Source organism: Streptomyces sp. NPDC034670 (assembly GCF_055574875.1).
The window spans coordinates 85,463-107,024 of record NZ_JBVITR010000001.1 but is presented as its reverse complement, the minus strand read 5'-3'; the positions used below and the strand labels follow the sequence as shown (position 1 = coordinate 107,024).

General features: G+C 77.8%; 21 protein-coding genes. 7 read left to right on the top strand and 14 right to left on the bottom strand.

Features of this window, described 5'->3' with window-relative positions; genetic code table 11:
- Positions 1-5: 5 nt before the first annotated feature.
- Positions 6-374 (bottom strand): helix-turn-helix domain-containing protein, encoded by a 369-nt coding sequence (locus ACZ56B_RS00480; RefSeq protein ID WP_468784746.1) that lies wholly within the window; start codon positions 372-374, stop codon positions 6-8.
- Positions 371-622: a thiamine-binding protein gene (locus ACZ56B_RS00475; RefSeq protein ID WP_468784745.1), complete on the bottom strand. Its 252-nt coding sequence runs from the start codon at positions 620-622 to the stop codon at positions 371-373. The genes ACZ56B_RS00480 and ACZ56B_RS00475 overlap by 4 nt, the downstream gene beginning before the upstream one ends.
- Before the next feature lie 113 nt (positions 623-735).
- Here ACZ56B_RS00475 and ACZ56B_RS00470 point away from each other — a divergent pair, with 113 nt between their 5' ends.
- The 3 genes from ACZ56B_RS00470 (at position 736) to ACZ56B_RS00460 (ending at position 2,412) form a co-directional block, all read left to right on the top strand.
- A complete protein-coding gene (locus ACZ56B_RS00470) occupies positions 736-972 on the top strand; it encodes a hypothetical protein (protein WP_468784744.1) in 237 nt (78 codons plus the stop codon).
- 436 nt (positions 973-1,408) lie between these two features.
- Positions 1,409-1,951: a GNAT family N-acetyltransferase gene (locus ACZ56B_RS00465; protein ID WP_468784743.1), complete on the top strand. Its 543-nt coding sequence runs from the start codon at positions 1,409-1,411 to the stop codon at positions 1,949-1,951.
- Positions 1,948-2,412 (top strand): GNAT family N-acetyltransferase, encoded by a 465-nt coding sequence (locus ACZ56B_RS00460; RefSeq protein ID WP_468784742.1) that lies wholly within the window; start codon positions 1,948-1,950, stop codon positions 2,410-2,412. The genes ACZ56B_RS00465 and ACZ56B_RS00460 overlap by 4 nt, the downstream gene beginning before the upstream one ends.
- 202 nt (positions 2,413-2,614) lie before the next feature.
- On the opposite strand, the gene ACZ56B_RS00455 is transcribed toward ACZ56B_RS00460, so the two are convergent.
- On the bottom strand, positions 2,615-4,288 hold the full coding sequence (locus ACZ56B_RS00455; protein WP_468784741.1) for an AMP-binding protein: 1,674 nt from the start codon (positions 4,286-4,288) through the stop codon (positions 2,615-2,617).
- A 386-nt stretch (positions 4,289-4,674) separates the two neighbouring features.
- On the opposite strand from ACZ56B_RS00455, the gene ACZ56B_RS00450 reads away from it, so the two are divergent.
- The 4 genes from ACZ56B_RS00450 (at position 4,675) to ACZ56B_RS00435 (ending at position 10,063) form a co-directional block, all read left to right on the top strand.
- Complete coding sequence (locus ACZ56B_RS00450; protein WP_468784740.1) at positions 4,675-7,485, top strand: ATP-binding protein; 2,811 nt, start codon at positions 4,675-4,677, stop codon at positions 7,483-7,485.
- A gap of 199 nt (positions 7,486-7,684) precedes the next feature.
- Entirely contained in the window at positions 7,685-8,473 is a 789-nt protein-coding gene (locus ACZ56B_RS00445) for a S1 family peptidase (protein ID WP_468784739.1), read from the top strand.
- Positions 8,474-8,743: 270 nt separating this feature from the next.
- The gene (locus ACZ56B_RS00440; RefSeq protein ID WP_468784738.1) at positions 8,744-9,679 is read left to right on the top strand and encodes a polysaccharide pyruvyl transferase family protein; all 936 of its coding nucleotides are present in this window, start codon (positions 8,744-8,746) and stop codon (positions 9,677-9,679) included.
- Positions 9,680-9,742: 63 nt separating this feature from the next.
- Entirely contained in the window at positions 9,743-10,063 is a 321-nt protein-coding gene (locus ACZ56B_RS00435; RefSeq protein ID WP_468784737.1) for a DUF3040 domain-containing protein, read from the top strand.
- 125 nt (positions 10,064-10,188) lie between these two features.
- Here ACZ56B_RS00435 and ACZ56B_RS00430 read toward each other — a convergent pair whose 3' ends face one another.
- The 11 genes from ACZ56B_RS00430 to ACZ56B_RS00380 all read right to left on the bottom strand — a co-directional run bounded on the left by ACZ56B_RS00430 (position 10,189) and on the right by ACZ56B_RS00380 (position 21,490).
- Complete coding sequence (locus ACZ56B_RS00430) at positions 10,189-11,085, bottom strand: glycosyltransferase family 2 protein (RefSeq protein WP_468784736.1); 897 nt, start codon at positions 11,083-11,085, stop codon at positions 10,189-10,191.
- The gene (locus ACZ56B_RS00425) at positions 11,082-11,960 is read right to left on the bottom strand and encodes a glycosyltransferase family 2 protein (RefSeq protein ID WP_468784735.1); all 879 of its coding nucleotides are present in this window, start codon (positions 11,958-11,960) and stop codon (positions 11,082-11,084) included. Before ACZ56B_RS00425 ends, ACZ56B_RS00430 begins: the two co-directional genes overlap by 4 nt.
- Positions 11,957-12,949: a glycosyltransferase family 9 protein gene (locus ACZ56B_RS00420; protein ID WP_468785011.1), complete on the bottom strand. Its 993-nt coding sequence runs from the start codon at positions 12,947-12,949 to the stop codon at positions 11,957-11,959. The genes ACZ56B_RS00425 and ACZ56B_RS00420 overlap by 4 nt, the downstream gene beginning before the upstream one ends.
- A gap of 140 nt (positions 12,950-13,089) precedes the next feature.
- Positions 13,090-14,454 (bottom strand): D-glycero-beta-D-manno-heptose 1-phosphate adenylyltransferase, encoded by a 1,365-nt coding sequence (gene rfaE2, locus ACZ56B_RS00415; protein WP_468784734.1) that lies wholly within the window; start codon positions 14,452-14,454, stop codon positions 13,090-13,092.
- A 1-nt stretch (position 14,455) separates the two neighbouring features.
- Positions 14,456-15,082, bottom strand: coding sequence for a D-sedoheptulose-7-phosphate isomerase (locus ACZ56B_RS00410; RefSeq protein WP_468784733.1), 627 nt, complete (start codon positions 15,080-15,082; stop codon positions 14,456-14,458).
- Positions 15,079-16,299, bottom strand: coding sequence for a glycosyltransferase (locus tag ACZ56B_RS00405; protein WP_468784732.1), 1,221 nt, complete (start codon positions 16,297-16,299; stop codon positions 15,079-15,081). Before ACZ56B_RS00405 ends, ACZ56B_RS00410 begins: the two co-directional genes overlap by 4 nt.
- On the bottom strand, positions 16,296-17,246 hold the full coding sequence (locus ACZ56B_RS00400; protein ID WP_468784731.1) for a glycosyltransferase: 951 nt from the start codon (positions 17,244-17,246) through the stop codon (positions 16,296-16,298). The genes ACZ56B_RS00405 and ACZ56B_RS00400 overlap by 4 nt, the downstream gene beginning before the upstream one ends.
- Complete coding sequence (locus ACZ56B_RS00395; RefSeq protein ID WP_468784730.1) at positions 17,243-18,241, bottom strand: glycosyltransferase family 9 protein; 999 nt, start codon at positions 18,239-18,241, stop codon at positions 17,243-17,245. Before ACZ56B_RS00395 ends, ACZ56B_RS00400 begins: the two co-directional genes overlap by 4 nt.
- Positions 18,238-18,855 carry a D-glycero-alpha-D-manno-heptose-1,7-bisphosphate 7-phosphatase gene (locus ACZ56B_RS00390; RefSeq protein ID WP_468784729.1) on the bottom strand — a complete coding sequence of 206 codons (618 nt, stop codon included), beginning with the start codon at positions 18,853-18,855 and terminating at the stop codon, positions 18,238-18,240. The genes ACZ56B_RS00395 and ACZ56B_RS00390 overlap by 4 nt, the downstream gene beginning before the upstream one ends.
- Complete coding sequence (locus ACZ56B_RS00385; protein WP_468784728.1) at positions 18,852-19,856, bottom strand: glycosyltransferase family 2 protein; 1,005 nt, start codon at positions 19,854-19,856, stop codon at positions 18,852-18,854. The genes ACZ56B_RS00390 and ACZ56B_RS00385 overlap by 4 nt, the downstream gene beginning before the upstream one ends.
- Complete coding sequence (locus ACZ56B_RS00380; RefSeq protein ID WP_468784727.1) at positions 19,853-21,490, bottom strand: carbamoyltransferase family protein; 1,638 nt, start codon at positions 21,488-21,490, stop codon at positions 19,853-19,855. The genes ACZ56B_RS00385 and ACZ56B_RS00380 overlap by 4 nt, the downstream gene beginning before the upstream one ends.
- Between the last annotated feature and the right edge of the window lie 72 nt (positions 21,491-21,562).

Here is a 21,562-nt window from a genome sequence, read left to right as displayed (position 1 = left end):
GACGGTCAGGAGCCCTTCTCGCGGTTGAGGTGGTCGTGGACGGTGAGGCGGCTGACGCCGAGCGCGCTCGGCGCGGTCCCGGCCCCGTGCCGCACGGTGAAGGCGCCCCGCGCCCCCAGACCGCGCACGACCTCCTGCCTCTCCCTGCGGTCCAGCTCCGCCGGCGGTCTGCCCTTCCGGCGCTCCAGGGCGGCGAGGACGTGATCGAGGGAGTCCCCGAGCTGCGGCAGGCGCACGGCGACGGCGGCGGCCCCCTCCCGGACGAGGACCACGTCGTCGGGACCGGCCTCGTCCGGCGGGAGCGTCTCCCCGCCCACGGCGTCGACCAGCGGTCTGACGGCCGCGATGAACGGCTCGTCCCCCGCGCCGCTCATTCCCCGCCCCCTGCGGTCACGTTGACCTGGAGCGAGATCCGGGTCGCCCCCTCCGCCAGGCTCCGGCGCAGCAGGGTGCCCACGGCGTCGAGCACCGCGTCCGCGCCGCCCTCCGCGGCGGTGCCGAAGGGGCCGACGTCCACGGCGTCCAGGTCCGCGGCCTCGACGACCTCGCGGGCCGCCACCGCGTGCGCGGGCGTCTCGTCGAGGTCGAAGGGCTCGGTCGTGAACTCCACTCTCAGTCGCACGCGCCCAACCTAACCGCGCGCCGCGAACCGCGGGACGCTCCGCGCCGGACGGGACCCCGGTCCCCGGGCCGGCCCGAGGTGCGCGCGGGCCCGGTGCGCAGCAGCCTGGGGGCATGGCACATCCCACCGGGCGTCCGCACATCGTGGTGCACCCTCCGGCCCTGGACGGTTCGCGGCGGGTCACCTCCGGCGACGAGACACTGGGCATCGCCACGCACGTCGACGACGTGAGCGAGATCCTGCGGCTGGCCGACCTGTACACCACGGACGTCGAGAGGACCGACGTCATCGAGTGGCAGGGCGGCGGCCCCGACGACTGGCCGGGCCTGTCGGAGCACCACGCCCCCTGAGCGCGCCCGGCACCGGGGTGCCCGAGCGCGTCTACGGCTCCGTCCGTACCCCGGCTACGTCATGCTCAAATCAACCTCTGAACCGGCCCCCGGGAGGCTTCGGCCACCCCGGGCCGCGGGCACACTTCCCGTACCGGGACCCGCCGGCACGGGGGCGGGCGGGCCCCGGTACGGGGGCCACGCCATCCCCGCGAGCGGGCGCGGCCTGCCGGACCACGCCGGGCTGCTCGCCGCCGCCCGGCACGGCGAGGCGGCCCTGCGGGTGCTCGTGCCGCGTTTCGCCCCGCGGACGGGGCCGGTCGACCGGGGGGCGGTGGCGGCCGGGGGATGCGGCACTCCCCGCGCGGGGGCACCTACGGCGGTGGCGGCGGCTGCGGGGGCGGCGGGGCCTGAAAACCCGGCGACATCCCCGGGGCGGCCGTCCGATACTCGGCGGATGCGCATCCGTCCCGCCGCACCCGGCGACCTGCCCGTCCTCCAGGAGGTCGAACGGGCCGCCGGCGCCCCGTTCCGCGACCTCGGCATGCCGGAGATCGCGGACGACGAACCGCCCGCACTCGCCGCCCTGGAGCGCCACCGGCGGGCCGGCCGCTGCTGGGTCGCGGCCGACGAGCGGGACCGGCCCGCCGCGTACCTGATCGCCGCACCGGTGGACGGGGCGCTCCACGTCGAGCAGGTGTCGGTGCACCCGCGCGCCGCCCGCCGGGGCGTGGGCCGGGCCCTGCTCGCCCACGCGGCCCGGTACGCCCGCGCGCGGGGACTGACCGCGCTGACCCTGACCACCTTCGCCGAGGTCCCCTGGAACGCCCCGTACTACGCCCGCCTCGGCTTCCGTGCGCAGGCGGGGCCCGACCTCACGCCCGGCCTGCGCCGGATCCTCGCCGAGGAGGCCGGGCACGGCCTCGACCGGTGGCCGCGGGTGTGCATGCGCCTCGACCTCCGGGAGCGCGGGGCGCGGTCCGCCGGGAGGCCCGCATGAGGATCGGACTCGCACAGGAGCGGGACTTCCCCGGCTTCCTCGCCCTGGCGGCCCAGGTCGAGCAGTGGTTCGGGCCCATGGTCGAGGAGGCCGGCTTCCACGACGCCGTGCGCGAGCGCATCTCCCGCTCCATGGCGCTCGTCGCCGGCCCGCCGGGGCCGGATCCCCTCGGCGGCCTGCTGTTCGGGGTGGAGCCGCCCGTCCACCACGTGCACTGGCTCGTCGTCTCGCACCGGGCGCGGGGCACGGGCGTCGGCCGGGCGCTGATGGCGGAGGCGACGCGCAGGTGGGTGCGGGGCCCGGGGCACATCGAGGTCGTCACCTTCGGGGCCGACCACCCCGGTGCCGTGAGCAGCGGCGCCCGTGCCTTCTACGAACGGCTCGGCTTCGCCCCGGCGGAGGCCGCCGCCCCGGGGCCGGAGGGCGGCTCCCGGCAGGTCTTCCGCCGGGTCGTCGCCTGACCGCACGGGCCGGCCCGGGGAGGGGACGGCCCCGTACGGGCCGAGCCCGGAGGGGACGCGCTCAGAGAGGACGTGCCCGGAGGGAACGCCGGTCGCGGCGGCGCCGGGCCCGGTACGGGGCCGGCGCCGTCCGGGCGTCACCTCGGACGGGGCCCCGCGGCCGTGCCGCGCGCGGCGGAGGGGTGCGCCGGGCCGGGCGCGGTCACCGGAAGTCCTCCTCCCGGTACTCGTTCGCGCTGCCGGCGGCCGTGGCCTCGCGCAGGGCGATGCGGCGGATCTTGCCGGAGACGGTCTTGGGCAGCTCGCCGAACTCCAGGCGGCGGATCCGCTGGTAAGGGGCGAGGGTCCGGCGGGAGTGCTCGAAGAGCGCCTTCGCGGTGCCGGGGCCGGGTTCCCAGCCCTCCGCCGGCACGACGTACGCCTTGGGCACGGCCAGGCGCAGTTCGTCCGGGGCGGGCACGACCGCCGCCTCGGCGACCGCCTCGTGCTCCAGCAGCGCGCTCTCCAGCTCGAAGGGGGAGATCTTGTAGTCGGACGCCTTGAACACGTCGTCGGCGCGGCCGACATAGGTGATGTAGCCGTCGGCGTCGCGCGCGCCGATGTCGCCGGTGCGGTAGTAGCCGCCGGCCATCGCCTCGGCGGTGCGGTCGGGGTCGCCGTGGTAACCGGTCATCAGGCCCACCGGGCGCGCGGCGAGGTCGAGGGCGATCTCGCCCTCGTCGGCGCCGGGCGCGCCGGAGACCGGGTCGAGCAGCTCGACGCGGTAGCCGGGGCTGGGGCGTCCCATGGAGCCGGTCTTGAGGACCTGGCCGGGGCTGTTGGAGACCTGCACGGCGGTCTCGGTCTGCCCGAAGCCGTCCCGGACGGTCACGTTCCAGGCGCGGCGGACCTGTTCGACGACCTCGGGGTTGAGGGGTTCGCCCGCGGCGACGGCCTCGCGGGGCGGGGTGCGCAGCTGGGTCAGGTCGGCCTGGATGAGCATGCGCCACACGGTCGGCGGGGCGCAGAAGGTGGTGACCCCCGCCCGGTCCATCTCGGTCATCAGCCGGGCGGGGTCGAAGCGGGTGTAGTGGTGCAGGAAGACGGTCGCCTCGGCGTTCCAGGGGGCGAAGAGGCTGGACCAGGCGTGCTTGGCCCAGCCGGGCGAGGAGATGTTCAGGTGCACGTCGCCGGGTTTCAGGCCGATCCAGTACATGGTGGCCAGGTGCCCGATCGGGTACGACGTGTGGGTGTGCTCGACCAGCTTGGGCCGGGCGGTGGTGCCCGAGGTGAAGTACAGCATCAGCGGGTCGTCGGCGAGGGTGGGCCCGTCGGGAGCGAAGTGCTCGGCGGCGCCGTACGCGTCCGCGTAGGGCTGCCAGCTCGCGCCGGCGCCCTCGCCGACCGCGATCCGGGTGTAGTCGCCGGGCACCTCGTCGAACTTCGCGGCGTCCGCGGCACGCGCGATCACGTGCGCCACGCGGCCCCGGTCGACGCGGTCGCGCAGATCGGCCGGCCCGAGCAGCGGGGTGGCCGGGATGACCACGGCCCGCAGCTTCATCGCGGCCAGGGCGGTCTCCCACAGCTCGGCCTGGTTGCCCAGCATCACCAGCACCCGGTCCTCGGCGACCACGCCCCGCTGCCGCAGCCAGTTGGCGACCTGGTCGGAGCGGCGGGCCAGCGCGGCGAAGGACAGCCGGGTCTCCCGCCCGTCCTCCTCGACGAGGTGCAGGGCGGTGCGGTCGTCGCCGTCCGCGATCACGTCGAACCAGTCGAGCGCCCAGTTGAACCGCTCGGGCCGGGGCCAGACGAAGTCCCGGTAGGCGGTGGCGTAGTCCTCGCGGTGTTCCAGCAGGAAGTCCCGGGCCCTGCGGAACTCGTCCGTCGCCGTCGTCATCCGTCCTCCTCGCTCTCCCGGACCACTGCCGGGCGGCCCGTCGACGTCATGGGGTTCGTGCCACACATCTCCCTACCCGCGAACGGGGCGCACGCGTACGGGAGCCGCGGTGGAGGGGTGAACGGGTGGTGGCCGGAACCGTCGGGGGCCCGCGTCCGGTGTGCGGGGGCCGGGGGCGGATCCGGGGCCGGGCCGTGGCCGCGGCCCGGCGGGCGGGGCGGTTGCCGTGGGTTTGCGGTGTTTTCCCCGGCAGGACCATTACCACGGGGAGGGCTTTGGATTTACCGTTGTCCGGCCCGCTGTTATTTCCCTCACCTCACCGTCCGTCCGAAATGAATGGACCCGTTGCCTAATATTGGCCGGGACACGCCACACGGAGGGGAGCGGTGACCGTGCGACGGGACTTCAAGGAGCCTGCCGGGTGCCGCCCCGACCTGCTCATAGGCCGGGAGGAGCTGTTCTCCGAGGCGCGCGGGCAGCTCGCCCGCGGCGGAAGCGTGCTGCTCCACGGGCCCGCCGGAATAGGAAAGTCGACCGTGCTGCGGGCACTTGCGGCGGAAAACGCCGGCGGGGCGCGGACGGTGTTGCGCTGTTCGGCCACGGAGTCCGAATCCCATCTGCCGTTCCTGGCGCTGGCCGATCTGTTCGGCCTGGTCCTGGAGCGGGTCTCCGCCTCGCTGCCCGCCGCCCAGCGCACCGCCCTGGAGTCGGCGCTCACCGGACGCGGCGAGTCCACCCTCCAGCGGGACGGGCTCGCGCTGCGCCTGGCGGTGCTGTCCACGCTGCGCGCGCTGGCCGCCGAGGGGCCGGTCCTCGTCGTCGCCGACGACCTGCAGTGGCTGGACTCGGCCAGCGCCGAGCTCCTCGGCTTCGCGGCCCGGCGGCTGGGCGACATCCCGGTGCGGATGCTGTGCGCGGTGCGCACCGAGGGCCAGGAGTACGACCGTCACCTGCGCGCCTGCCCGCCGGACACGCGCGCCGTGCGGCTGGGCCCGTTCTCCCGCGCGCAGGTGTCCGCGCTGCTCGACCACCGCGGCTACACCGGCCTGTCCCGTTCCACGGTCCGGGACATCCACCGCACCAGCGGCGGCAATCCGCTCTTCGCGCTGGAACTGGGCCGTGCCCTGGCCGAGAGTCCCGCCCGCCCCCGCCCGGGCGAGCCGCTGCCGGTGCCGACCTCGCTGCGGGCCCTGGTGCTCAGCCGCCTGGAGATGCTGTCCGACGAGGCGCGCCGCACCCTGCTGGTGGCCAGCGCGGGAGCCCGTCCCACCCTGGCGCTGCTGCACGCGGCCGGCCGGGAGGACGCCGAGGCGCAGACGGCGCAGGCCGCCGCCCTGGGGCTGCTGGCGACGGACCCGGAGGAGCCGGCCCTGCGCTTCGCGCACCCCCTGATCTCGGCCGCGCTGTACGCGCAGGCGTCGGCGCACGAGCGGCGGGCGGCGCACGCCGCGCTGTCCACGGCCGCCTCCGACCCGATCGAGCGGGCCCGGCACCTGGCCCTGGCGACCACCGGCACCGACCCGGAGGTGGCGGCCCGGCTCGCCGGGGCCGCCGCACTGGCCCGGGACCGCGGGGCGCCCTCGGTCGCCGCCTCGCTCGGGCTGCTCGCCGCCCGGCACACCCCGGCCGGCAGCGTGCCGGGCCCGGACGAGCGGCGGTTGCAGGCCGCCGAGGACGCGATCATCGCCGGGGAGGCCGACCTGGCCCGGGACATCGCGCGGGAGGTGCTGGCCCGGGCGACGGTGCCGGCGGAGCGGGTGCGGGCCTGGATGGTGGTCATCGAGGCGGCCGGGCAGGCGCTCGGCGAGGTCGACGCCGTCTTCCCGCAGGTGCTGGCCGACGCCGGCGACGACCCCCGGCTGCTCGCCCTGGTCCACTACCAACTGGCCTGGCGCGAGCTGGTGGTGGACGGCGACTTCGCCAAGGCCCGGCAGGAGGCCGCGCACGCGGCGGAGCTGGCCGCCCGGGGCGGGGACCGGCGCACCGAGCTGATGGCGCTCGCCTTCCAGTCCTCCACCGAGACCCTGATGGGCCATCCGGACGCCCCCGCCACCATCAAGCGGGCCCTGAAGGAGCCTCAGGACCCCTACGTGGCCTGTCATCACAACGGCGCGGGCATGGCGAGGTTCCGCTGGCTGCTCATGAGCGACCGGCTGCCGGAGGCGCGCACGACCATCACCGCGCTGCTGCGCGAGGCGCGGCGGCGCGGCATGGTCGAGAGCGAGGTGCACTTCCTGCGCTTCCTCGCCGACACGGAACTGCGGGCCGGGCACTGCGGCCGGGCCCTGGACCTGGCCCGCGAGAGCCTGCGGCTGGCCCGGGACTGCGGGATCGGCGAGGGCGCCTCGGCGATGCTGGCCTCGCTCGCGGAGGCCTCGGGCGGGAACGTGGACCGGGCGCTGGCGCTGGCCCGGGAGGCCGCGGACCACGCCGAGGTGGACGGCGACCAGATGTACCTCTCCCGTGCCCTGGCCGCCCTCGGCTACGCCCAGTCGGTCGCCGGGGACGCGGCCGCCGCGGTGCGCTCGCTGCGCCGGGTGCGGGAGCTGGAACGCGCCATGGGCATCAGCGACCCGGCGCGGGGCCGCTGGCAGGGTGACCTCGCCGAGGCGCTGGTGCGGATCGGCGAGGCCGGCGAGGCGCAGGAACTCATCGACGTCACCCGGGTGCACGCGCTGCGCCTGGACCGCGCGAGCGTGCTGGCCGTGCTGGACCGCGCCGAGGCGCTGGTGCGCGCCGCGCGCGGTGAACACCAGGCCGCGCAGGCGCAGTTGGTGTCGGCCCGGGACCGGTTCGGCAGGCTGGGCCACGGACTGGAGGAGGCGCGGTCGGCCTTCGCCCTGGCCCGGCTGCGCGTCCGGCAGTCGGGACCGGCCGCCTACGACGAGGCCGCCCGGCTGTTCCGGCGCTGCCGCGCGCTGCCCTGGCTGCGCCAGGTGGACGAGGCCGTGGCCGCCGGTCCCGCGGAGGCGGAGGCGGCGCCCGCCGCCGCACCGGCCGTCCTGGACGGACTCGCCTCGATGGAGCGGCAGGTGGCCGCGCTGGTGATGGAGGGCGCCACCAACCGGGAGATCGCCGGCCGGCTGTTCATCAGCGTGAAGACCGTCGAGGCGACCCTCACCCGGGTGTACCGCAAGCTGGGGATCCGTTCGCGGGTCGACATCGTCCGACTGGCGGCGGCGCGCCGCACGCCGTGACCACACCGCGGTCCGCGCGGGGGCGACCGAGGGTTTTCCCTGCCCAACTCCCTTAGGGGGTTCCCTCATTGGGTGGGACGCGCGCCGGCTCGTAGCGTGAGCCCGTGCCGCTCGCCGGGCACACGGAGGCCGGTCCTCAGGCCCTCGTGCTCCGTCCCCACCCCGCGCGCCCCCACCGGCAACCCCCACGAGGAGACCCATGACCGGGCTCACCCGCGCCAGAAAGGCCGCCGCCGCGGCGGCCACCGCCGCCGCCGCCGTGACCGCTCTGCTCACCGCCCCCTCCGCCGTCGCCGCCCCGCAGCCGGTCGTGGGCGGCACGACGACCACGGCGTCCGCGTACCCGTTCGTGATGCAGATCACGGACGCCTCGCAGAACCAGTTCTGCGGCGGCACCCTGGTCTCGCCCACCAAGGTGGTCACGGCCGCGCACTGCATGGTCGGCGAGACCACGGGCAGCGTGCGCGTGGTCGGCGGGCGCACCTACCGCAACGGCACCGACGGCACGGTCGCCAGGGTCGGCAGGATCTGGATCCACCCGGACTACCGGAGCGTCACCCGGGGCGACGACGTGGCGGTGCTGACGCTGTCGACGCCGATGCCGTACACGCCGGTGGGGTACGTGTCGTCGTCGGACACCGCGGTGTACGCGGCCGGCACCACCGCCCGCATCCTCGGCTGGGGCACCACCCGCTCGGGCGGCACCTCCTCCCACCAGCTGCGCACCGCCACCGTGCCGACCGTCTCCGACTCCGGCTGCGCCGGCTCGTACGGCTCCCGGTTCGTGCGGAGCGACATGGTGTGCGCCGGGTACCCCTCCGGCGGCGTGGACACCTGCCAGGGCGACAGCGGCGGGCCGCTGATCATCGGGGGCCGCCTCGCGGGGATCACCTCCTGGGGCGACGGCTGCGCGGCGGCGGGCTCCCCGGGCGTGTACACCCGGCTGACCACCTTCTCCGGACAGGTCGCGACCCAGGTCAACTCGTAGGTCCCATGACTTCCTGAGCACGTCTCGGGTAGCGGTCCGGGGGGCGTTGCGGGCTTCCACGAGCAGCCCGCAACGCTCCCCTTCCATGTCCTTCCCTGCCCTTTCCTGCCCTTTCGCGCCCTTCCACGTCCCGCCCCCGGCCCGCGCCCCCTGCGCCGCGGTGCGCGGGGGCGGACCCTCCGACGGCACGACGTCGAACGTTCGCGCGAGCGAGGAGGGCGGGTCCCCCGGTCGATTGCCTCCCCCGCGAGCGGGGCACTCGGTGGCACTGTGCACGCGACGGAGTTCACCCGACCGGAGAGGGTCCTGCTGACCGGGTGGTTCAGCTTCCGCGACGGGGAGGCGACCGCCGGGGACGTGCTGGCGCTGCACCGGGTGGAGGAGGTGCTGCGCCGGGCCCGGATCCCCTACGACGTCGTCTGGAGCCCCGGCTTCCTGCCGGACGCCCGGCACCTGGCCGACGTCCGGCCCCGCGACTACTCCCACCTGGTGTTCGTGTGCGGCCCGCTGCACGGGCCGCAGGTCGAGGAACTGCACCGGCGCTTCGCGCACTGCGTGCGGATCGCGGTGGGGACCTCCGTGACCGACCCCGGGGAGGCGGCCGTGACCGGGTTCCACCACGTGCTGGCCCGGGACGCCCCCGGCAGCGAGCCGTCCGAGGACCTGGCGGCCCGCGCCCCGGCGGCGCCCGCCCGGCCCGTGGTCGGGGTGATCCTCACCCACGGGCAGCAGGAGTACGGCGCGCGGCGGCGGCACGAACAGGTCGCGGACCGGGTGACGCGCTGGCTGGCCGGCAAGGACTGCGCCCGGCTGGAGCTGGAGACCCGCCTGGACACCCGCGACTGGCACCTGAGCGCGACGCCCGCGCAGGTGCAGTCGGTGCTGGCCCGCCTCGACCTCGTCGTCACCGACCGGCTGCACGGGCTGGTGCTCGCGCTGCGGGTCGGCACGCCGGTGCTGGCCGTGGACCCGGTGGCGGGCGGCGCGAAGGTGACCGCGCAGGCCCGCGCCTGCGGCTGGCCCGCGCTGCTGGCCGCCGAGCAGCTGGACGCACGCCGGCTGGAGCGGTGGTGGCACTGGTGCCTGACCTCGGGCCGGGTGGCCGCCCGGCAGGTCCGCGACGCGTTCCGGGAGGAGCGCGTGCCGGACGGCGCGGACCGGCTCGTGGAGGTGCTGGGGTCCCCCGCCGGAGCCGGTTCCGGTTAGCGCGGGGCCCGCCCGGGCACCCGGACCCCCCGGTCGCCCCTGGTCGCCCCTGGAGGAGAGACGGTGTCCCTCGATCGGCTCCCTGATCACGAACAGCGCGTCCTCGACGAGATCGAACGGGTGCTGCGCCGCGACCGGCGGCTCGACCGGCGGCTGCGCACGCTGCGGCTGCGCCGGGGGCCCGACGTGCCGCGCCTGCTGCGGCGGGTGGCGTCGTACCGGCCGCACGGCCGGACCGTGGCCGCGCTCCTGGCCGTGTCGGTCGTGCTCATGGTGACCGGGATGGTCACCTCCTCCCCCGGTGTGATCACGGCGTTCGCGGTGGTGTGGCCGACGACGCTGTTCGCGGCCTTCCGGCTGCTGTGCCGGTGGTCGGGCGGCTGAGCGCCCGCCCTCCCGCGGCGGCGCGGCCCCGGACCGGACGGCGGGCCGCGGACCGGCCCGGACGACGGGCCGCGGACCGGCCCGGACGACGGGCCGCGGACCGGCCCGGACGACGGGCCCGCGGGTCAGCCGGTGTAGCGGCGGGCCGTGGAGGTGCGCTGGGCCGGTTCCAGCAGGCGCAGCCGGGACTCGACCTCGCGGGGCAGGACGCGGCGTTCGCGCAGTACCCACGGCAGGGCGGCCGCCGCCTCGGCGAAGGCGCGCAGGGAGGCGGTGTCGCGCGGGACCGTGCGGGCCAGGTGCAGGGTGCGGCGCAGCGCGGGCCCGGCCGGGCGGCGCAGCCAGGTGAACCACAGGGTGTTGCGGATGCCGTGCCTCCGGCGCAGCGTGGGGTCCCGCACCGGGGACGCCTGGTGGTGGATCGTCAGGTGGTCCGCGTAGACCAGCCACCAGCCGTCGGCCGCCAGGTCGGCGGCGAGCAGCTCCTCCTCGCCGCCGAGCCACAGCCGCGGGTGGAAGCCGCCCGCGGTCCGGAAGGCGTCGGTGCGCAGGACGGTCGCGGCGGCCAGGAACGAGCCGAGGGCCGGCCCGGGCAGCCAGGGCGGGCCGGGCACGGGCGAGTCGCGCAGCTCGCGGACGATCGGGTCCTCGGTGCCGTCCGGCTCGACCACGATCCGCGCCGTGACCGAGCCGAGCGCCGGGTGCCGGTCGAGCAGGTCGGCGGCGCCGGCCAGGGAGCCGGGCGCCCACCAGGAGTCGTCGTCGCAGAAGGCGACGTAGGGCGTGCGCACCTCGCGCACCGCGAGGTTGCGGCCGACCGCGCCGAGGTTGCGGCCGGGACGCAGCAGCCGCACGCCCGGGTGGTGGCGGGCGACCGCCCGGGCGGTGCCGTCCGTGGAGCCGTTGTCGGTGACGATCACCGGCGGCTCCTCGGGGAGGGCGGCGAGCCGGCCGAGGGTGCGCAGGAGTTCGCCGCACCGGTTGTGGGTGATGACGACGACGGTCGTGCGGGGGTCCGTCATGCGGCCTTCCCTTCCAGGATCCGGGCGGCCCGTTCCACGTGCGGGGGCAGGGGCCGGCGCGCGCGCAGGGCGGCCGGCAGCCGGACGAGGGCCTCGCGCAGCGCGCGCCGGGCCCGGGCGTCGCCGCGGGCCTCGGCCGCCAGGGCTCCGGTGCGGGCGAGGGCGTGCGGGACGGGCCGGCGCAGCCAGGCGGTGAGGAGTTCGTTGCGGCGCTGGAGCGCCGGGCGGCCGGGGCGGGGGTCGGGGTCCGGGTGGTGGTGGGCGACGACCTCGGGGCAGTGGGCGACGCCCCAGCCGCGGGCGGCCAGGTCGTAGGCGAGCAGGGTCTCCTCGCCGCCGAAGAACAGCAGCCGGTGGAAGCCGCCCGCGTCGAGGAGGGCCCGGCGGCGGACGACGGCGGCGCAGGCGAGGAAGCCGAGCACCTGGACGCCGGGGAGGTCGGGGGCCGGGCCGAGCGGGGAACGGGCGAGGACGGCGTTGAGCGGGTCGGGGTCGGCGGCCGGGCCGACGAGGGTGCGGGCGGCGATCAGGCCGAGCCGCGGATGGGCGTCGAACAGCCCGGCCGCGCGGCCGAGGGCGCCGGGTTCCCACCAGGAGTCGTCGTCGCTGAAGGCCACGTAGGGGGTGTCCATGGCGCGGACCCCGTGGTTGCGGGCGAGGGCGCCGTGGTTGTCGGGCAGCGCCAGCACCCGGACCTCGGGGAAGTCGCGGGCGAGGAGGGCGCGGGTGCCGTCGGTGGAGGCGTTGTCCACGACGAGGATCTCGGGCCGCTCGGGCAGGGCGCGCAGGTGGCGCAGGGTGACGGCCAGCCGGGCGCGGCGGTCGCGGGTGGCGATGACGACGCCGAGGCGGCCGTACGCGGACGGGAGGGTCATGGCGGGCTCCCCCCTCCCGGGCGCCCGGCGGCGGGCAGCCGGCCGAGGGCGTCCAGGACGTCGTCGCAGGTGATGCGCAGGAGCGCCGGGTCGGGCCGGCGGCCGTGCGGATCGCCCTCGGGGCCGTACCACAGGGCGATGTGGCGCGGGTGCGCGGGCGGCCCCCACCGGCGGGGCGGGACCGGGCCGAACAGGGTGACGGTGGGGACGGCGTGGGCGACGGCGAGGTGGGCGACGCCGGTGTCGCCGCTGACGACGGCGCGGGCGCCGGCGACGAGGGCGCAGAGCCGGCCGAAGGGGAGGCCGCCGCCGAAGACGTCGGTGTCGGGCAGCCGGGCCCGCTTGGCGAGCCGCGCCACCAGGTCCGACTCGTCCGCTCCCCCGGTGACCACGACCCGCAGGCCGCGGGCGCGCAGCGCGGTCGCGACGGTGGCGTACCGCTCGACGGGCCAGCGGCGGGCGGGGGCGCCCGCGCCGGGGTGCAGCAGGACGGCGCCGGGGGCGGGGGACGCGGTGCCCGGCGGGGGCAGCAGCAGGTCGGCGGGGTCGGCGTCGATGCCGTACCAGCGCAGCAGCCGGCACCAGCGGTCGCGCTCGTGCTCCTGCGCGTACCAGGGCGGTCCCCCGATCTCCGGGGTGCCGGGGTGGGCGAACGCGAGCAGCCGCGCGGGGGCGAGGCCGCTCAGCAGGCGGTGGCTGGGCGGTCCGTTGCCGTGCAGGTCGACGGCGACGTCCGGGGGCGGCCCGGTCCAGTCCAGCGAGCGGGGCACCGCCCGCCCGGGCGCGGAGGCGGGCAGCACGCGGTCCACGGCTCCCGTGGCCGCGGCGGCCGGCGCGAGCCCGGCGGGCCCGGCCAGCACCAGTTCGTGGGCGGGGAACGCCCGGCGCAGCGCCCGCAGCGCGGGGACGCCGGCGAGCAGGTCCCCGAGGCCGAGGGCCCGCAGCACCAGCAGACGGGGCCGCCCGGCGGGCTCCGCCGGCACGGCGATCCGCGTCTCCGGCCGCCCGGCGGGGCGCCCGCCGGGCGGCGCGATGCCGTTGCCGCCCGGCACGCCCCCGGGGGCCGGGGCGCCGCCGGGCGTCTCCCCGCCCTCCGCGGTCGCTCCTCCCCGGGAGGGGTCCGGCCCGGTCACCGCGTTCCCTCCGCGGCGCGCTCCAGCATCCTCGTCGAGGAGCGGCCGTCCAGGTAGGGCAGGAGGACCGCCTGGCCGCCCCACTCCTCCAGCAGGGCCGCCTCGGGCAGGTCGGCGGCCGCGTAGTCGCCGCCCTTGACCCAGACGTCGGGGCGCAGGTCCGCCAGGAGGCGCTCGGGGGTGTCCTCGTCGAAGACGGCGACGGCGTCGACGCAGGCCAGGGCGCGCAGCACGCGGACCCGGTCGGCGAGCGGGTTGACCGGGCGGCCCGCGCCCTTGCGGCGGCGCACCGACGCGTCGGAGTTGACGCAGACGACCAGGCAGTCGCCGAGGCCCCGGGCGGCCTGGAGCAGACCGACGTGCCCGGCGTGCAGGAGGTCGAAGCAGCCGCCCGCCGCCACGACGGTGCCGTGGGCGGTGCGGATCCGGTCCGCGAGGGCGAACGGGTCGTCGCCGTCGGCCGGCGGCGGGGGCGGGGCGTCCGGCCGGGGCAGCGCGCCCGCGCCGCCCGCGCCGACGAAGTCGGTCGCGGCGGCGACGGCGGCCTCGACGGCCTCGCCGACCAGCGCGCCGTCGGCGAGCAGCCCGGCCGCCGTCACGGCGAACCGGTCGCCGGCGCCGCAGCTGTCGCCGTGGTGCGCGGCGGGGGCGGGGACGAGCAGGGGGTGCTCGCCGTACGAGAGGAGGGCGCCGCGGGCGCCGAGGGTGACCGCGACGGCGGCGGCCCTCCAGTGCCGCACGAGCGCGGCGGCGCCGCGGGCGGCGGCGGTCAGGTTCCGGTGCGGGGCCGCGCCGTCCGGCGCGAGGGCGCGCGCCTCCTGCTCGGCCGGGGTGACCAGCCGGGTGCCGGGCGCCGGCGGCCCGCCGCGCGGGTGGGGGTCCCAGAGCAGCGGCGGGCGGGCGGCCAGGACGTCCCCGAGGGCGTCGGCGGCGCCCCGGCCGTAGTCGGAGACGAGGACGGCGGACGCGGCGCGGACGGCCCCGCGGGCCCGGTCGGTGGCCTCGCGGACCCGGCCGTCGCCGCGGTCGAGGCGGGCCACCGGCCGGTCCCCGGCCAGGACGCGGCTCTTCTCCGGGAGCGGTCCGGTCAGCGGCAGCGGGACCAGGGTGACCCAGGGCCGAAGGAGCCGCCGCAGTTCGCGGCTGGCGGGATCGTCGCCCACGCCGGCGACGAGGGTGACCTCGCGGCCGTCGCGTGCGGCGAGGTACGCGGCGAGCGCGGCGCCGCCGGGGCGGGCCCGCTCCCCGTAGTCCTCGACCACCGGGACGGGCGCGTCGGGCGCGAGCCGTTCGGCGCGGCCGGTCAGGTCGCGGTCCAGCAGGGCGTCGCCGACCACGACGAGGGGTGCCTTGCCGTTCATGTCACCTCCCGGTGTCCCGGTCGCGCGCGGGTCCCGGGTCCGCGCTCCGCCACCCCCCGTCCGCCAGCGCCGCGTCGAACGCCGCGCACACCATGTGCACCGCGACCAGGTGGAGTTCCTGGACGGTGGCCGCCGCGGGCGCCGCCACGCACAGCGACTCGTCGCTGCCCGCCGCCAGCGGGTTGGGGGCGGGACCGGTCAGGGCCCACACCCGCAGGCCCGCCGAGCGCGCCGCGTCGGCGGCGGACAGCAGGTTGGCGCTGGCGCCGGACGTGGACAGCAGCATCAGCACGTCGCCGGGGCGGCCGTGGGCGCGGACCTGGCGGGCGAACACCGCGTCGACGCCGTAGTCGTTGGCGATGGCGGTGGTGCTGGAGGTGTCGGCGTGCAGGGCGATCGCGGAGAACGCGGGCCGGTCGTCGCGGTAGCGGCCGACGAGTTCCGCGGTCAGGTGCTGCGCCTGGGCCGCGCTGCCGCCGTTGCCCGCGGCCAGCAGCCGGCCCCCGCCGGCGAGGACCCCGGCGAGCCGCTGGCCCCAGCGCGCGGTGAGGGGCGCCGAGGCGCGGAACGCCCTGAGGGCGTCCGCGAGTTCGTCGCAGTGTCCGGTGACGGGAGGGTGCACGGTCATCGGGCCGCCTCCTTCCGGGTCGCGTGGGCGCTCAGCACCCGGCGGTGGACCTCCTCGACGCCGTCGGCGACGCGGTCCCAGGTGTAGCGGGCCAGCACGCGCTCGCGTCCGGCGGCGCCGTAGGCGCGGCGCAGCCCGTCCGAGGCGAGGAGGTCGCGGACCGCGGCGGCGATCGCCGCGGGGTCCCGGGGCGGGACCAGCCGGCCGGTGGTGCCGTCGACGACGCTGTCGCGGTGGCCGCCGACGTCGGTGGCGACGACCGGCACGGCGCACGCCATCGCCTCCAGCGGCACGATGCCGAACGGCTCGTAGACGGGGGTGCACAGCACCAGGTCGGCGCTGCCGAGGAGGGCGGGCATGCCGGCCGGGTCGACCGCGCCGACCAGCCGTACCCGGTCGGCCACCCCCGCGCGGTGCGCCAGGTGCCACAGCCGCCGGGCCTCCGGGTCGCGGGCCAGCCGTCCGGCGGCGGGCCCGCCGGCGATGACGAGTTCGGCGTCCTCGATCCGGGTCAGCGCGCGGACGGCCTGGTCGTAGCCCTTGCGGCGGACCAGCCGGCCGCAGGCGAGCAGCCGGTGCCGCGCGCGGCGCGGCGGTACGGACGCGTCCTCGGCGCCGGGGCGGAAGTGGCCGGCGTCCACCCCGCAGGGCACCACCGACACCCGCTCCCGGGGCACGCCCATCCCGGCCAGTTCGCGCACCTCGTCGCTGCAGGTGGCGAGGACGTGCGCGCAGCCGCGGCCGATCTCCCGCTCGACGGCGACGCGTTCGGGCGGGCTGGTGTCCCGCCACCCCTGGTGGCGGCGCTTGACGGTGCCGAGGGCGTGGAACGTCTGCACCACCGGGATGCCGTACGGGCGGGCGCCGGTCAGGGCCGCCGTGCCGGACATCCAGAAGTGGGCGTGCACGACGTCCGGCCGCTCCCGCCGCCAGGCCCGGGCGAGGTGCGCGCCGAAGGCGGGCATGTACGGCGGCAGTTCGTCCTTGGGCACCGCCTGGGGCGGGCCGGCGGGCACGTGCTCGACGACCGCGCCGCCGGGCAGCGGCACCCGGTCGGGCGGGCCGGCCGCGTCACGGCGGGTGTACACCGTGACCCGGTGGCCGCGCCGGGCCAGTTCCTCGCTGAGCCGCGCCACGTACACGTTCTGGCCGCCGGCGTCGACGCCGCCGAGCGCGGCGAGCGGGCTCGCGTGCTCGGACACCATGGCGATCCTCATCGGGCCACCTCCTTCAGCAGCCGCTCCCAGTCGTCCAGGAAGCGGGACAGCCCGTAGCGGGACAGCGCCGCCGCCCGCGCGGCCTCGCCGGCGAGGCGGGCGCGCGGCGGGTCGGCGACGAAGTCCCGCACGGCTTCGGTGAGGACGTCGATCCGGTTGGAGACCACCCCGGCACCGGGCGGCACGGCCTCGGTGACCTCGGTGGTGGCGAGCGCGACCACGGGCATGCCCAGGTGCATCGCCTCGAGCAGGGACAGGCCCAGGGAGGTCCAGCGCACGGGGTGGACGTAGACGCGCCGGCGGGCCATCTCCGCGTGCAGCCGGTCCTGCGTCAGCTCGTACGAGCGGCAGCGGTGGGGCGGGACGCCGATGTGGCCGGCGAGGCCCTCGGTGCGCATGCCGAAGACGTCGAGGGGCGCCGCGGCGGCGAAGGCCGGCAGCAGGTCGGTGCCGGTGGTGCGGCCGCGCCGCACCGGTTCGTTGACGACGACGGCGGCGTGCGGCAGTTCGCCGGTCCACCGGGGTCCGGGGTCGACGATGCCGTGCTCGATGACGGTGGCCGGGGTGGGGCCGGCGTCCCACATCAGGCGGTTGAAGTGGGTGACGTGGACGAGGGTGGCGCCGGGGACGTCCGCGGCCGGGTGGCGGGTGTCGGGCACGTCCCCGTGCGGGGCGTTGTGCTCCAGGTAGACCAGGGGCGGGCGGCGGCCCAGCCACCGGTCGACCAGGCCGAGTTCGTGGGGCCGTTGCAGCACCACGACGTCGACGTCCTGCTCGCGCAGGCGCTGCGGGGGCACCTCGACGACCGAGTCGGGCCAGTCGAAGGTGCGGGCGCGGCCCAGCCCGTCGGGTCCGCGGTCCGGGGTGACGGGGACGACGTAGGTGTGCGGGCCCCGCACGAAGGCCGTGGTCCACGACCCGTGCACGTGCCACAGCAGGATCCTCATGCCACCTCCACGAGTTTGCCGACGGCGGCGACGACGTCGAGCGCGGTCACGTCGTCCAGGCACGGGTGGCCCGGCACGGGGCACCGCCGGGCCCGGGTGCCGGCGCACGGCGCCCGCTGGTCGCCGAGCAGCACGTACGGCACGCCGTACGGCCGCCACCGCTCGGCCGGGACGACCGGTGCGAACAGGGACACCACCGGGGTGCCGACGGCGGCGGCGAGGTGCGCGGGGCCGGTGTTGCCGGTGACGGCGCAGGCGGCCCCGGCGAGCACCCCGGCGAGTTCGGCGGCGCCGGTCCGGCCGCCGAGGTCGAGGCCCCGGTCGCCGGCGACGTACGCGGTCAGCTCCCGTTCCCCCGGGCCGCCGGTGACCACCACCCGGTGGCCGGCGGCGGCGAGTCCGCGCACCGCCTGCGCGCACCGCTCGGGGCTCCAGGCGCGGGCGGGGACGCTGGCGCCCGGGTGGACGACGACGTACCCGGGCGGGCCGGCCAGTGCGCCGGCCGGGGGCGGCGGGAGCACCCGCAGCCGCCCGTCGTCGGCCCGGGGGAAGCCGGCGGCCTCGGCGAGGTCGAGCGCGGCCTCCACCTCGTGGGCGTGCGGGGCGCGGTGGTGGCGCACGTCGAGGAGGGAGCCCGGGTAGTCCTCGCTGTCGGCGGCGAGGAAGCGGACCCCGGCCAGGCGCAGCAGCAGGGCGGTGGGCAGCGGGGACTGGTGGAAGGAGGTGAGGATCAGCCCGGTGTCGGCCGCCACGGCGGCGAGGGTGTCGACGAGGCGGTCGACCTCCTCGCGGCGCACGCCGGGCGGCTGGAACCCGGCCCAGGGGGCGTCCCAGACGAGGACCTCGTCCACGCCGGGCAGCAGCCGGGCGGCGGGGGCCCCGTGCGGCCCGCACAGCAGCGTGACGCTCTCGGCCCGGGCGGCGACGGCGCGCACGGCGGGTCCGGCGAGCAGGACGTCGCCGAAGCTGTCGAGGCGGGTGACCAGGGCCTTCACGCGTGCCTCCCCACCGCGTCCGCGTCCGGCCCGCCGTCCGCGCGGGCGGGCCGGGCGGCGGCCGTCCCGGGCCGGGGGAGTCCGTCCAGGACCGCGCGCACGGCGGTCGCGAGGTCCGGCGCCACGTGGGCGGCGGCGGCCGTCTCCTCGGGGCGGGTCCGCGGGGTGGGGACGAGGATGCCGTGGGCGCCGGCCCGGCGGGCGGCCTCGACGTCGGCGCCGATGTCGCCGACGACGACGCAGTGGGCCGGGTCCGCGCCGATCCGCCCGGCCGCCCACAGGATCATGCCCGGCCGGGGTTTGCGGCAGGGGCAGCCGTCGCCGGGCCCGTGCGGGCAGACCGCCCACACGTCGAAGGGGCCGAGGAGCGCGTCGACGCGGCGGTTGACGCGGCGGACGTCGGCGTCGGTGAGCAGTCCGCGGGCGACGCCGGACTGGTTGGTGACGACGCCGGTGCGCACGCCGCGGGCGCGCAGCGCGCCGAGCGCCTCGCGGGCGCCCTCGACGGGGCGCACCAGGTCCGGGTCCGCGTTGTAGGGGACGTCGTGGACGAGGGTGCCGTCGCGGTCGAACAGCACCGCCCGCACCGGGCCCGTCCGCCCGCTCCGGCTCATCGGGCCACCTCCTGCCAGGCGGGGGCGCGGCGGTGGCGCCAGGCCCCGGCCAGCCGGTGCCAGGTCGCGGCGGGCGGGATGAGCACGCTGGTGGCCAGCATGGTCGTCACCTCGTCGCGGGTGCGCGGGCCGGGGGCGATGCGGGCGCAGGCGAACTCCGCGGTCCCGGCGGCCCAGCCGAGGGCGCAGGCGGCGGCCGCCCGGCGGTGCCCGGCGGCGGCGAGGGCGCAGGCGGCGGCGCCGGCGGCGGTGAGCGCGGTGTGCCGGCGGATCCGGCCGCGCGGCGCGGCCGCCCTGTCCCACCAGTCCGGTCCGTGCAGGCGCCGCATCAGGGCGTCGTCGGCGTTGCCGCGCTGCTGCCGCACCGACGCCCAGCGGGAGGCGGGGCGCACGGGGTGCAGGGTGGTGCGCCGGCCCCGGCGGATGCGCCAGCCGGCGTCGAGGAGGCGCAGCGCGAGGTCGGCGTCCTCGCGGAAGGCGCGCGGGAAGCGTTCGTCGAAGCCGCCGACCTGTTTCAGGGCCTCGGTGCGGCAGGCCATGTCGGCAGTGATCCAGCGGGCCCGGGCGAGGCCGGCGGTGCCGCGTTCCCAGTCGGTGGGGCGGCGCCCGCCGGGCAGCGGGACGGTGATCACGCCCTGGACGCCGGCGGTGTCGGGGGACGCCTCCTTGAGGTCCTGGGCGAGCCGCGCGCACCAGTGCGGGCCGACCTGGACGTCGTCGTCGAGGAAGGCCACCCAGGGCTCGTCGACGGCGCGCAGCCCCGCGTTGCGCGCGGCGGCGGGCCCGCGGCCCCCGCCGGTGACGACGGTGGTGCGCTCCCGCAGGTCGCCGAGGACGCTCAGCGCGTGCTCCAGCGGCCCGGGGTCGGCGTCGGGGCCGGGCCGGTCGTCGACGAGGACGATCGCCTCGGGGGGCGGCCCGATCGCGGCGGCCAGCGCGGCGAGGCAGTCGGCGAGGGTGTCCCGCACCAGGGTGGGGACCACGACGGCGTACGGCGTCATCCGAACGCCTTCCGCCTGCGCACCGCGTACGGCCCGATCGCCAGCAGGTCGACGGGGGCGGAGCCGAAGCACTCCAGGGCGTCGCGCGGGTCGTCGACCATGGGCCGGCCCGCGGTGTTGAGGCTGGTGTTGACGACCACGGGCAGTCCGGTGCGCCGTTCGAAGCCGCGCAGCATCCGCGCGACCAGGGGCTCCTGGCTCTCCTCCACGGTCTGGACGCGGGCGGTGCCGTCGACGTGGACGACGGCCGGGATCCGCTCGCGCCACCCGGGGGCGACGTCGTGGACGAAGAGCATGTACGGGCTGGGGATCGGGCCGCGGGAGAACAGCTCGGCGGCGCGGTCGGCGAGGACCATGGGGGCGACGGGCCGGAACTCCTCGCGGCCCTTGACCCGGTTGAGCCGTTCCAGGTTCTCGGCGCGGCCCGGGTGGGCGAGCAGGGAGCGGTGCCCGAGGGCGCGCGGCCCGTACTCGCTGCGGCCCTGGAACCAGGCGACGATGCCGTCCCGGGCCAGTTCCGCGGCGACGGTCTCGGCGATGTCGGCGGGCTCCTCGTAGGGGAGCGCGGCCCCCTCCAGCCAGGCCCGCAGTTCCCCGTCGCTCCAGCCGCGGCCGAGGTCGGCGCCGGGCATCGGCTCGGGGGCGCGCTCCTGCGCGGTCAGGTGGAGGGCGCCGCCGAGGGCGGTGCCGGCGTCGCCGGCGGCGGGCTGCACCCACACGTTCCGGTACGGGCCCTTCGCCGCGATCGCCGAGTTGGCGACGCAGTTCAGCGCGACGCCGCCGGCCAGGGCGAGGCAGTCGCCGCCGGCCTCGCGGTGCAGCCAGTGCACCAGTTCCAGCAGCACCTCCTCCAGGGCGGCCTGGGCGCCGGCGGCCAGGTCGGCGTGGTCCCGGGTCCAGGGTTCGTCCCCGGCGCGGGGCGGGGCGAGGGCGGCCCAGTCGACGCCGTGGGCGCGGAAGCCGCCGCGGCCGGTCGCGTGGACGTCCTCCCGCAGGCGGGCCAGGTGGCGCGGGGTGCCGTAGGAGGCGAGGGCCATCACCTTGTACTCGTCGCTGCTGCGCAGGAAGCCGAGGTGGGCGGTGAGCTCCTCGTAGACCAGGCCGAGCGAGTCGGGCAGGGCCTGGGCGGCGAGGACGTCGAGCTTGCCGTCGCGGTAGCGGCCGGCCAGGTGCGAGGTGGCCTCGCCGCGGCCGTCCAGGACGAGGACGTCGCTGTCGGGGTGCGGGGAGGCCGGTCCGGCGGAGGCGGCGTGGGCGACGTGGTGGGGGACGAAGACGACCCGGGCGGGGTCGAGTCCGGGCAGGGCCTCGGCGAGGAACTCGGGGGCGCGGCGCGCGTACTCCAGGCGCAGCGGGTCCCAGGGGTCGTCCAGGCCCATGTCGCGGGCGGGGCGGGCCAGCACCGGATCGAAGGAGTAGGCGACGGCGTCCAGGTCGGCGGGGCCGAGGCCCGCCCGCTCCAGGCACCAGCGCGCGGACCGCTCGGGCAGCTCCCAGGCGGAGAACGGCAGGGGCCGCTTGCCGTGCTTGCGCCGGCTGAAGCGCTCCTCCTCGGCCGCGGCCACGGTCCGGCCGTCGACGACCAGGGCGGCGGCGGGGTCGTGGAACAGGGCGTTGATCCCAAGGATGCGCATGGAGTGTGCTCCGTCCCTGCGATACGGGTGGTGCTCTGGGGGCGCGAGTGCCGCGTTGCAGTTGTCTCAAAC